The following is a 13191-nucleotide window of genomic DNA, read 5'->3' as shown; positions in this document are numbered from 1 at the left end:
CTTCCCTTCTTACGGTGTGGCCAGCTCCGCACGCAGGTGGCGCATGAGCTCGATCGGGGTCGGATGGTCGAAGACCAGCGTCGGCGCCAGTTCCAGGCCGGTCGCCGCGGTCAGCCGGTTGCTCAGCTCGACCGCGGTCAGCGACGCGAAGCCGAGGTCGAGCAGGTCGGCCTCCGGCGGCACCTCGTCCGGTGAGTCGTGGCCCAGCACGGCCGCGATGGTGGCCCGCAGCAGGTCCAGCACCGCGGTGTCACCGCCGGCCTGGTCCAGTGCACCGAGCTGCCGGCGGAGGTCGACGGGGACGGTTTCGTCCGGCTCGTCGGCCGCAGCGCCGGCCGGGCCGGTCTCCAGCGGGGTGGCGTCCAGCCAGAAACGCTTGCGCTGGAACGGATAGGTGGGCAGGTCGATGTGCTGGGCCGCGGTCCCCTCGAGCACCGCGGGCCACCGCACGCCGGCGCCGCGGACGTGCAGGCCGCCGAGCGCGGCCAGCACCGACTCCGGCTCCGGCCGGTCCGCCCGCAGCAGCGCGGTGGAGCCCGGCGTCAGCCCGGACAGCGCGCCGTCCGGGCCGAGTTCCACGAAGGTCGTCACGCCGGCGGCGCGGGCCGCGGCCACCCCGTCGGCGAAGCGGACCGTCTCACGCACGTGGCGGACCCAGTACTCGGGCGAGCGCAGCTCCCCGCCCGCCACCCGGCCGGTCAGGTTCGACACGACGAGCTTCGCCGGTTCGCCGAACTCGACCTCGTCGAGCACGCGGCGGAACTCGTCCAGCATGGGCTCCATCAACGACGAGTGGAACGCGTGGCTCACCCGCAACCGCTTGGTCCGGCGGCCCCAGCCGCTGACGGTCTCGGCGATCCGGGCGACCTCCTGTTCCAGCCCCGAGACGACCACCGACGACGGCTGGTTCACCGCGGCGAGGCCGACCCCGCCGGTGAGCAGGGGCGCCAGCTCGGCTTCGGTGGCCTCGACCGCGGCCATCGCACCGCCTCCCGGCAGCGCCTGCATCAACCGGCCGCGAGCGGCCACCACCCGGCAGGCGTCGGCGGTCGACCAGAGCCCGGCGACGTGCGCCGCCACCAGCTCGCCGATCGAGTGCCCGACCAGCACCTTCGCCGTCACGCCCCACGATTCGAGCAGCCGGTACAGGGCCACCTCGAACGCGAACAGCGCGGGCTGGGCGAACTCGGTGCGGTCGAGCAGCCCGGGTTTCTCCCCCACGATGTCGGCCAGCGGGCCGAACCCGGCGCAGATCTCGTCGAAAGCCTTGGCGAACACCGGGAATCGGGCGGCCAGCTCCCTGCCCATCCCGGCGCGCTGGGAACCCTGGCCGGAGAACAGGAACCCGACCGCGCCGGGTTCGGCCGCACCGACGCTGACGTGCGCGGCCGGGGTGCCGGTCGCGATCGCGGTCAGGCCGCGCTCCAGGTCCGCGCGGTCCCTGGCGAGCACCACCGCCCGGTGGCCGAAGGCGGCCCGGGTGGTCACCGACGACCACGCGAGCGCGGCCAGGTCCTGGCCGGCGACGAGCCGGAACCGCTCGGCCTGCGCCCGCAGGGCCGGCTCGGTCTTGGCCGACAGCAGCACCGGCACGGCACCGTCGTGGCCCGGCTCCGGTGCCGCGGCGGGGCAGGCCGGCGCGGCTTCGAGGATGACATGCGCGTTGGTGCCGCTGATGCCGAAGGACGACACCGCCGCGCGACGCGCCCGGCCGGCTCGCGGCCACTCCTGCTGCCGGGTGAGCAGGGCGACGTCACCGGCCGTCCAGTCGACGTGCGAGGAGGGCTCGTCCACGTGCAGCGTCCGGGGCAGCACGCCGTGCCGCATGGCCTCCACCATCTTGATGACGCCGGCCACGCCCGCGGCCGCCTGGGTGTGCCCGATGTTCGACTTCACCGAGCCCAGCCACAACGGGTGCTCGCGGTCCTGGCCGTAGGCGGCGAGCAGCGCCTGCGCTTCGATCGGGTCGCCCAGCGTGGTGCCGGTCCCGTGCGCCTCCACGGCGTCCACGTCGCGGGCGGCCAGGCCCGCGGCGTCGAGTGCCTGGCGGATGACCCGCTGCTGGGACGGCCCGTTCGGCGCGGTGAGCCCGTTCGAGGCGCCGTCGGAGTTGATCGCGCTCCCCCGCACGACCGCCAGCACCGGATGACCGAGGCGCCGGGCGTCCGACAACCGCTCCACCAGCACGGCGCCGGCGCCTTCGCCCCAAGCGGTGCCGTCGGCGGCTTCGGCGAAGGACTTGCAGCGGCCGTCCGCCGCGAGTCCCCGCTGCCGACTGAAGTCCACGAACGCCGCGGGCGTGGCCATGACCGTCACCCCGGCGGCGAGTGCGGCTTCGCACTCCCCCTGCCGGACGGCCTGCGCCGCCAGGTGCAGCGCCACCAGCGACGACGAGCACGCCGTGTCGATCGTGACCGCGGGGCCTTCGAGACCCAGGGTGTAGGCGAGCCGGCCGGAAGCGACACTGCCCGCGTTGCCACTGCCCAGGTAGCCCTCGACGTCCTCGGGGACGACCAAAAGGCGGGCGGCGTAGTCGTGGTACATCACCCCGGTGAACACACCGGTGCGGCTGCCGCGCACCGAGTCCGGGTCGATCCCGGCCCGTTCGAACAGCTCCCACGTGATCTCCAGCAGCAGCCGCTGCTGGGGGTCCATCGCGACGGCCTCACGCGGGGAGATACCGAAGAACGCGGCGTCGAACTGGGCCGCGTCGTGCAGGAATCCGCCTTCGCGGACGTAGGACCGGCCCCGGCGGTCCGGGTCCGGGTCGTAGAGCCCCTCGACGTCCCACCCGCGGTCCGCCGGGAAGGGCGTGATCGCGTCCCGGCCCGCCGAGACGAGGTCCCATAGCTCCGCCGGTGACGTGACCCCGCCCGGATAGCGGCAGCTCATGGCCACGATGACAGCCGGGTCGTCGTCGGCGGGTGCCTGCCGCTCCGGCACGAGGCGCTCCGGTGCGGCGCCGTGCAGTTCCCTGCGCAGGTGCTCGGCCAGCGCGGCCGGGGTCGGGTGGTCGAAGACCAGCGTCGCAGTCAGCCGCGTGTCGAGGGCAGCGTTGAGCTGGTTGCGCAGTTCGACGGCGGTCAGCGAGTCGAAGCCGAGTTCCTTGAAGGCGCGGTGCGGGTCGACGGCCGAGGCGTCGCCGTGGCCGAGGACCGCCGCGACTTGGGCGAGCACCAGGTCCATCAGCTCGGCTTCGCCGGGGACTCCGGTGGCGCGGGGCGCCGGAGTCCGGGCAGGCACCCGGGCCAGGTCGCGCACCAGCCGGTGGGGGTCGGCCTGCTCGCGCAGGACGGTGAGGTCGAGCTTGATCGGAACGACGGCCGGGTGGTCCGCGCCGCGGGCGGCGTCGAACAACGCGAGGCCTTCTTCGGCCGTCAGCGCGGCGGTTCCCCCTCTGGTCATCCGGGCCAGGTCGGTGGTCCCGAGGCCACCGGCCATCCCGCCGTGCTCCCACAGGCCCCAGGCCAGGGACGTCGCTGGGAGGCCGCGAGCGCGGCGGGCCGACGCGAACGCGTCGAGGAAGGCGTTGGCCGCGGCGTACCCTGCCTGGCCCGCTCCGCCGAAGACACCCGCGGCCGAGGAGAACAGCACGAACTCGGTGTCGTCGCCGGTGAGCTCCTGCAGGTTCACCGCGCCGTCGACCTTCGCGCGCAGCACCCGGTCGACCTGGTCGGCGGACAGTCCGGCGACCACGCCGTCGGCCAGGATCCCGGCCGCGTGCACCACCAGGCTGGGACGCCCCACCCGGTCCAGCGCGGCGGCAAGGGCGGCCCGGTCGGCGACGTCGCAGGCGAGGACGCGGACGTCGGCGTCGATGCCTTCGGGCACCGTGCCCGTGCGGCTGAGCAGCACGAGGTCGCGGACGCCGTGTTCGGCGGCCAGGTGCCGGGCCACCAGCAGGCCGAGGCCACTGGTGCCCCCGGTGATCAGCACCGGGCCGGCCGGGTCGCGCCCGGCCGGGTCGCGCGGCCGGGCGGGCGCGGCGGCCCTGGTCAGGCGGGGCGCCAGCACCGCGTCGCCGCGGACCGCCAGCTGCGGTTCGGCCGAGGCCGGCACGGTCCCGTGCTCGTCGAGGTCGACGAGCTGGAAGCGGCCAGGATGCTCGGTCTGCGCCGACCGGACCAGGCCCCAGACCGCGGCGTTGGTCAGGTCCGGCTCGGCACCCGGCTCGGTGGCGACCGAGCCCCGGGTGGCGAACACGAGCCGTTCCGGCCGGTCCTCGGACAGCCAGGCCCGGACCAGACCCAGCGCGCGGCGGGTCGCGGCGTGGATCTCCTCGACGGTGCCCGCGCCGGCAGGGAACTCTTCGACAACCGTGTCCTGCGCCGCTGGTTCGCCGTGCCGGGCGGGCGTCCACTCGAGGACGAACAGCGAGTCGTGGCCGGCCGGGAGCGGCCGCGGGACCAGGGAGCGGATCTCCAGCACCGGACGTCCGCCTTCGTCGGTCGCGAGCAGCGAAATCCCGTCCTGCTCCGACGGCGCGATCCGGACCCTGAGCCGGGTGGCGCCGGTCGAGTGCAGGCCGACCCCGCGCCAGGCGAACGGCAGCCCGCTGCCCGCGTACTCAGCCAGGGCCGCGGCGTGCAGCGCGGCGTCGAACAGCGCCGGGTGCAGGGCGTGGCCGCCGCTTTGCCCACCCGGCAGCCGGACCTCGGCGAAAACCTCGTCGCCACGCGTCCACACCGCTTCCGCGCCGCGGAACGCGGGCCCGTACTCGATGCCGTGGCCGGCGAACCGGTCGTAGAGCGCGTCGAGGTCGGCGGGCTCCGCGCCGGACGGCGGCCACTCGGCACCGGAAGGCACCGCATCGAACGGCGAGGGGCCGCCGGCCACCGTCAGCGAGCCGGTCGCGTGGCGGGTCCACGGCCCGTCGCCCTGGCGCGAGGAGAGGTTCAGCTCGCGGCGCCCTGAGCCGTCCGGCTCGTCCGCAGTCAGCTGGAGCTCCACCGCGCCTTCGGCGGGAACGACGAGCGGGGCTTCGAGCACGAGGTCGTCGAGATGGCCCGTGCCGATGCCGGCCGCGGCCTGCAGGGCGAAGTCGACGAGTGCCGTGCCGGGGGCGATGAGCCGGCCGTGCACGGCGTGGTCCCCCAACCAGGGCTGCCCGGCGACGCCGAGCTCGCCGGTGCACACGAAGCGGTCGCGGCCGGCGATCTCCACCACCGAGGTGAGGGTGGTCTGCCCGGCCGGGCCGTCCCGGAGCCAGTAGCGCTCGCGCTGGAACGGGTACGTCGGCAAGCCGACCCGGCGGGCGCCGTCGAACAGCGGCGCCCAGTCGATCGATACCCCGCGGACGTGCAGCCGCCCCAGCGCGGACATCAGGGCGGTCTCCTCCGGACGATCGGCGCGCAGTGCCGCGACGGCGCCCTCGTCCACCATGGCCGTCAGTGCGCTGTCGGGCCCGATCTCCAGGAATGTCCCCACACCCCGAGCCCGCGCTGCCGCCACCCCATCAGCAAACCGCACCGGCTCACGCACATGCCGAACCCAATAATCCGGAGAACACAACTCCCCACCAGCCACCACACCCGACACATTCGACACCACCACCTTCGACGGTGAATGAAACTCCACCCCCGCCAAAACCTCACGGAACTCCGCCAGCATCGGCTCCATCAACACCGAATGAAACGCATGACTCACCCGCAACCGCTTCACCTTACGGCCACGCCCCGCAAAAACCTCCCCCACCGCCACAACCTCGTCCGCCACACCCGACACCACCACCGACGAAGGACCATTCACCGCCGCAACACCCACACCAGCAGGCAACAACGGAACAACTTCCGCCTCCGCCGCCTGCACCGCCACCATCGCACCACTTTCCGGCAGCCCCTGCATCAACCGACCACGAGCCGCCACCACCCGACACGCATCCGGCAACGACCACACCCCAGCCACATACGCCGCCACCAACTCACCAATCGAATGCCCCACCACCACATCCGGCACAACACCCCACGACTCCAGCAACCGATACAACGCCACCTCAAACGCGAACAACCCCGGCTGCGTGAACTCCGTCCGATGCAACCGATCATCCGCAAAAATCACCTCCCGCAACCCACCAAACTCCGCACACACCTCATCAAACACAGCCGCAAAAACCGGAAAACGCGCCCACAACTCACCCCCCATACCCACCCGCTGCGAACCCTGACCCGAAAACAAAAAACCCACCCGGCCATCGGGAATCGCGGTGCCGACGAGCCCGCCGTCGACGATGGCGTCGAGGCCCCGCATCAGCTCGTCCCGGTCGGCGGCGACAAACGCCGCCCGGCGTTCCATGCCCGCCCTCGTGGTCGCCAGTGAGAAGGCCAGGTCGGCCGGCTCCAGGTCCCGCGCGGCCGCGCGCACCTGCCGGGCCGACGCCCGGACGGCCGCGACGTCGCGGCCGGACAGGACCACCGGCAGCGGCACCGGGGAAGCGGGCTCCCTCGGCTCGACGGCGGGCTCCTCGACCGCTTCGAGGATCACGTGCGCGTTGGCGCCGCTCACCCCGAACGACGACACCCCGGCCCGGCGCGGCTCGGCGGTCTCCGGCCAGTCGCGGGCTTCGGTGAGCAGCCGGACCGCCCCGGCGGACCAGTCCACGTGGGTGGAGGGCCGGTCGACGTGCAGCGTCTTCGGCAGCAGGCCGTGCCGCATGGCGAGCACCATCTTGATCACCCCGGCCATGCCGGCAGCGGCCTGCGTGTGACCGATGTTGGACTTCACCGACCCCAGCCACAGCGGACGCTCGCGCCCCTGGCCGTAGGTTTCTAGGAGGGCCTGCGCCTCGATCGGGTCGCCGAGGGTCGTGCCGGTCCCGTGTGCCTCGACCGCGTCGACCTCGCCGGCGCTCACCCGCGCGTTCGCCAGTGCCTGCCGGATCATCCGCTGCTGCGACGGGCCGTTGGGCGCGGTCAGCCCGTTCGATGCGCCGTCGGAGTTGATCGCCGAACCACGCACGACCGCCAGCACCGGATGCCCGTTGCGCCGGGCGTCGGAAAGGCGTTCCAGCAGCAGCATGCCGGCGCCCTCGGCCAGGCTGGTGCCGTCGGCGGAGTCGGCGAAGGTCTTGCACCGGCCGTCCGGGGCGAGTGCCTGCTGGCGGCCGAACTCGGCGAACGTGCCCGCCGTCGCCATCACCGTCACCCCGGCGGCCAGCGCGAGGGTGCACTCGTCCTGCCGCAGGGACTGGCAGGCCAGGTGCAGCGCGACCAGGGACGACGAGCACGCGGTGTCGACGGTCAGCGACGGGCCTTCGAAGCCGAAGGTGTAGGCGACCCGGCCGGAGGCGATGCTGCCCGCGCTGCCGTTGCCGACGTACCCGGCCACTCCCGGCGGAATCGAGTGCAGCCGCGAGCCGTACTCGTTGTTCAGCACGCCCGCGAACACCCCGGTCCGGCTGCCTCGCAAGGTGCGGGGATCGATCGCGGCGCGTTCGAGCACCTCCCACGACGTCTCCAGCAGCAGCCGCTGCTGGGGGTCCATCGCGAGTGCCTCGCGCGGGGAGATCTCGAAGAAAGCCGGGTCGAAATCGGCTGCGTCGTAGAGGAATCCGCCGTGGCGGACCTCGCCGGTGCCGCGCCCGTCTCCCACCCAGCCACGGTCGTCCGGGAAGACCGAGATGGCGTCGGTGCCGGCTGCCAGCAGGTCCCAGAACTGCTCCGGGGAGCTCACCCCGCCGGGGAACCGGCAGCTCATCGCCACGATCGCGATGGGCTCCGCCGCCGCGTCGGTGAGCTGCCGGTTCTGTTGCCTGAGGCGGTCGGTTTCCTTGAGCGAGGCGCGCAGGGCCTCGACGACCTTCTCCTGCGGTGTGGTCATCGGTCCGCTCCCGCTTCCAGTGCCAGGTCGACCAGACCGGCGACGTCCAGCTCGTCGATCTGCGCTGCGGCACCCGGCCCGGGCGCCGGCGCATGCCCGGCGACGCCCATCAGCGGCTCCAGCAGTCCGGCCGCACGCAGCTTCGCCACCGGCACGGTGGCGAGCACCCGGCGGACGTCCGCGTCGTCCCGGCCGTCGGTGGGCTCGCCGGGCGGCTCAGCCGCGGGGAACAACCGGTCCCGCAACAGACTGGCCAGTGCCGCGGAGGTCGGGTGGTCGAACACGAGGGTCGCCGGCAGACGCAGTCCGGTGGCCGCGCTGAGCCGGTTGCGCAGTTCGACGGCGGTGAGCGACTCGAACCCCAGGTCCTTGAAGGCGCGTCCGGACTCGATCTCCTGCGGTGACGAGTGCCCGAGCACGCTTGCGACGTGGCCGCGCACGAGGTCGATCAGTGCCCACTCCCGCTCGGCCGCGGGAAGCCCGGCGAGCCGCTGCTTCAGGCCGCCGTCGACCGGTGCGGCCGCCGCGGCCCGGCGCACCGGCACCCGCACGAGGTCGCGCAGCAGCGGCGGGACGGTGTCCGGGTGGGCCCGCAGCTTGGCCGTGTCGAACTTCACCGGCACCAGCACCGGGTGGTCCGAGCCCAGCGCCGCGTCGAACAGCGTCAGCCCGTCCGCCGAGGCGAGCGGGATCATGCCGCCCCTGGTCATCCGCGTGACCTCGGAGTCGCCGAGGTGCTCGGTCATGGAGCTGCGCTGCTCCCACAGTGCCCACGCCAGTGAAACGGCGGGCAAGCCCTGTGCGCGGCGGTGGTGCGCGAAAGCGTCGAGGAACGCATTGGCCGCGGCGTAGTTCGCCTGCCCCGCGCTGCCGAACGTGCCGGCCGCCGAAGAGAACACCACGAACGCAGAGAGCCCGGCGTCCTTGGTCAGCTCGTGCAGGTTGACCACGGCGTCGACCTTCGGGGTGAACACCCGGTCCACCCGGCTGTCGGTCTGGGCCGTGACGACGCCGTCGTCCAGCACGCCGGCGACGTGCACGACCGCCGACAGCGGAGTGTCCAAACCGGACAGCACGCCCGCCAGATCCGCGCGGTCGCCGACGTCGCAGGCAAGGACCCGGGCGGACGCCCCGAGTTTCTCGAGTTCCCCGGCCCATTCGGCGGCCCCTTCGGCGGCCTCGCCGTGCCGGCTGAGCAGCACGAGGTTCCGCGAGCCGTGTGCCTCGACGAGGTGCCGGGTGACGAGCCGGCCCAGCGTCCCGGTGCCGCCGGTGACCAGCACCGTGCCGGTCAGGTCGACGGGCCGGTCCTGGTCCGGTGCGGTCGCGCGGGCCAGTCGTGGGCAATAGGTCTCGCCGGCGCGGATGACCAGCTGGGGCTCGCCGGTCGCCAGCACGGCCGGGAGCGCCGCCGAGGACGCCGGGTGGTCGTCGAGGTCGAGCAGGACGAACCGGCCGGGGTGCTCGGTCTGCGCGGACCGGAGCAGGCCCCACACCGTGGCCGCGGCCACGTCCTGGTCCGGGTCAGCGGTCCCGGCGGGCACCGCACCGCGGGTGCAGAGCACCAGCGTGCTCTCGGCGAGCCGGTCGTCGGCCAGCCAGGACTGGACCAGCGCCAGCGCGCGCCCGGTCACCGCGCGAGCCGCGGCGGGCAGGTCCCCGGTCTCGCCCGCCAGCGTGGCGAACACAAAGGCGGGCGGGGATTCGGCCAGCTCCGCCGGTGCGCCGTAGCGCTCGATGCGCAGGCCGGTGTCCGCGGCGAAGAGCCCGAAGTCGTCGCAGAGCAGACCGGCCGCCTGGCCGGCAGGCGCGCCGTCCGGCGCAATCGGCTTCCACTCGACGTGAAACAGCGAGTCGCGGCCGGTGTGCAGCCGGTCCCTGGTCACCGGCCGGACTGTCAGCGACTCGACGGTCAGCACCGGGGCCCCGCTCTCGTCGGTCAGCGCCACCCGGTAGGTCTCCGGTCCGGTCACCGCGACCCGCACCCGGACCGCGGCCGCTCCGGCGGCGTGCAGCGTCACGCCCTGCCACGAGAACGGCAGGTGGGCCTCGCCCGGCTGGGACGAGGTGAGCGCGACCGCGTGCGAGGCCGCGTCGAGCAGGGCCGGGTGCAGGCCGTACTGCCCGGCGTGCCCGGCCTGTTCCCCGGGCAGACGGACCTCGGCGAACACCTCGTCGCCGCGCCGCCACGCGGCGCGCAGGCCCTGAAACGCCGGCCCGTGGCCGTAGCCGCGCTCGGCGAACCCGGCGTAGAAGCCGTCCACCGGAATGGGGTCCGCGCCCGGCGGCGGCCAGGCCGCGGTGGTGTCGAAGGCGGGCTCGCCGGGGCCGGGGCTCATGACACCGGTGGCGTTGCGCACCCATTCGCCCTCGTCGCCGGTCCGGGAGTGCACCCGGAACGCCCGGCTGCCGGCCGCGCCGTCCGGCTCGACCACCACCTGGACCTGGACCCCGTCGCGCTCCGGCAGCACCAGCGGCGCCTCCAGCACCAGCTCGTCGATCCGGCCGCAGCCGGCGAGGTCGGCCGCGCGCACGGCGAGCTCGACGAACCCGGTGCCGGGCAGCAGGACCGAGTCGAAGACCCGGTGCTCGGCCAGCCAGCTGTGGTCGCGAAGAGAGATCCGGCCGGTGAGGACCAGCGCACCGTCCGGCGTCTCGACGGCCGCGCCCAGCAGCGGGTGGCCGACCGGCCGCAGCCCGGCCGACTCGAGGTCCGCGCCGTTCGATCCCGCCGGCGGGAGACGGTGGCGCTGCCGCTGGAACGGGTAGGTGGGCAGGTCGACGCGGTGCGCACCGGCGAAAGCCGGTGCCCAACCGACGTCGACGCCTCGGACGTAAGCCTCACCCAGCGACAACAGCACGCGGTCCAGGCCGCCTTCGTCGCGGCGGAGCGTGCCGACCGCCACCGCATCTTCGACTGTCTGCTCGACCGCCATCGTCAGCACCGGATGCGCACTCGCCTCCACAAACACACCAAAACCCTGCTCCGACAACGACCGGACCGCGCCCTCGAACTCCACCGTCTGCCGCAAATTCCGGAACCAATACTCAGCATCCAAACCCGAGCCGTCGACCAATTCCCCGGTCACCGTCGAAAACAACGGAACCCGCCCGGACACCGGACCAACCTCACCCAACACCTCCAGCAACTCATCACGAATCAGCTCAACCTGAACCGAATGCGACGCATAATCCACCGGAACCCGCTTCGCCCGAACACCATCCCGCTCACACGCCGCCACCAACTCATCCAACGCACCAACATCACCCGACACCACCGTCGCCCCAGCACCATTCACCGCAGCAACAGACAACCCATCGCCGATCCGCTCACGCACCTCAACCGCAGACAAAGCAACAGAAACCATCCCACCCTTACCCGCCAACGCCGTAATCGCCCTGCTGCGCAACGCAACCACCCGAGCACCATCAACAAGAGACAACGCACCACTCACACACGCAGCCGCGATCTCACCCTGCGAATGACCAACCACCACACCAGGACGAACACCGTAGGACTCCCACACCGCAGCCAACGACACCATCACCGCCCACAACACCGGCTGAACCACATCAACCCGCGCCAACGCCACCTCATCACCAAGCACATCCAACAGCCCCCAGTCCACAAAGGACGAAAGAGCCGACGCACACTCATCCAACCGAGCCGCAAAAACCGCAGACGACTCGTACAGAGCCACACCCATCCCAACCCACTGCGAACCCTGACCAGGAAAAACAAACGCAACCTTGCCGACCTCACCGGCCACGCCCTGCACCACACCCGGCGCACCGTCGGCGATCGCCTGCAGTTCCCGCGCGGCCGAGCGCTCGTCGCGGGTCACCAGGAGAGCGCGGTGCTCCAGGGCGGAGCGGGTGGTCGCGAGCGAGAAGCCGACGTCGGGCAGCCCGGCGCCCACGACGGCGGCCAGCTGCCCGGCCACCGCGCGCAGTGCGGGTTCGGTCTTGGCCGAGAACACCAGCGGCAGCGCGGAGTCCGCAGTAGACGGTTCCGGGATCTCGGCCGGGACGTGTTCCAGGATCACATGGGCGTTGGTGCCGCTGACCCCGAACGACGACACACCGGCCCGGCGCGGGCGATCCGCCTCCGGCCACGGCCGGGCCTCGGTCAGCAGGGACACCTTGCCCGCCGACCAGTCCACGTGCGAGGAGGGCTCGTCGACGTGCAGCGTCTTCGGCAGCAGGCCGTGCTGCATCGCCATGACCATCTTGATCACCCCGGCGACCCCGGAGGCGGTCTGGGCGTGGCCGATGTTGGACTTGACCGACCCCAGCCACAACGGCTGTTCCCGCCCCTGCCCGTAGGTCGCCAGCAAGGCCTGCGCCTCGATCGGATCACCCAGCGTCGTACCCGTGCCGTGCGCTTCCACGGCGTCGACCTGGTCGGCCGAGAGCCGGGCGCTGACGAGGGCCTGCCGGATGACGTCCTGCTGGGCGGTGCCGTTCGGTGCGGTCAGCCCGTTCGACGCACCGTCGGAGTTGATCGCCGAACCACGCACGACCGCCAGCACCGGGTGCCCGTGGCGGCGCGCGTCCGAGAGCCGCTCGACGAGCACGAGGCCGACGCCCTCGGCAAGGCCCATCCCGTCGGCGGCGTCGGCGAAGGCCTTGCACCGCCCGTCATGGGCGAGGCCGCGCTGCCTGCTGAACCCGGTGAACGAGGCCGGGGTGGCCATCACCGCGACCCCTCCGGCCAGCGCCCGCTCGCACTCGCCGTTGCGCACCGCCTGGACCGCCAGGTGCAGTGCGGTCAGCGACGACGAGCACGCCGTGTCGAGGGTGACCGCCGGGCCTTCCAGCCCGAGTGTGTAGGCGATTCGGCCGGACACCACGCTGGGATTGCTCGCGGTGACCACGTAGCCCTCGTAGCTGTCCGGCGCCTGCCTCAGCAGCGTGCCGTGGTCCTGGTAGTGGCAGCCGACGTAGACGCCGGTGCGGCTGCCCCGGAGCGACAGCGGGTCGATGCCCGCGCGTTCGATGGTCTCCCACGCGGTCTCCAGCAGCAGCCGCTGCTGCGGGTCGGTGGCAGCCGCTTCCCGCGGTGAGATCCCGAAGAACCCCGCGTCGAATTCGTCCACATCGGACAGGAAGCCGCCCTCGCGTACATACGTCCGGCCCGGTGTGTCGGGGTCGGGGTCGTAGAGGGCGTCGGCGTCCCAGCCGCGGTCGGCCGGGAACCCGGAGACCAGGTCGGCCTCGGCCACCAGCAGCTGCCAGAGCTGCTCCGGCGAGCGCACCCCGCCGGGGAAGCGGCAGCCCATGGCGACCACCGCGACCGGGTCGGCGGCACTGTCCTGCACCTCGGCCAGCCGGCGGCGGGTCTGCCGCAGCTCCGCGGTCACCCGCTTGAGGTAG

General features: G+C 73.0%; 2 protein-coding genes. Both read right to left on the bottom strand.

The window, feature by feature from the left end; genetic code table 11:
- Positions 1 to 9 precede the first annotated feature (9 nt).
- Positions 10 to 7815 carry an SDR family NAD(P)-dependent oxidoreductase gene (locus BJY18_RS38220; protein WP_184776824.1) on the bottom strand — a complete coding sequence of 2602 codons (7806 nt, stop codon included), beginning with the start codon at positions 7813 to 7815 and terminating at the stop codon, positions 10 to 12.
- Complete coding sequence (locus tag BJY18_RS38215; RefSeq protein WP_446680357.1) at positions 7812 to 13178, bottom strand: type I polyketide synthase; 5367 nt, start codon at positions 13176 to 13178, stop codon at positions 7812 to 7814. The genes BJY18_RS38220 and BJY18_RS38215 overlap by 4 nt, the downstream gene beginning before the upstream one ends.
- Positions 13179 to 13191: the final 13 nt, after the last annotated feature.

The organism is Amycolatopsis jiangsuensis (assembly GCF_014204865.1).
GTDB lineage: Bacteria > Actinomycetota > Actinomycetes > Mycobacteriales > Pseudonocardiaceae > Amycolatopsis > Amycolatopsis jiangsuensis.
Note: the sequence above shows the minus strand (reverse complement) of the source record. Positions and strands in the feature narration are given on the sequence as shown.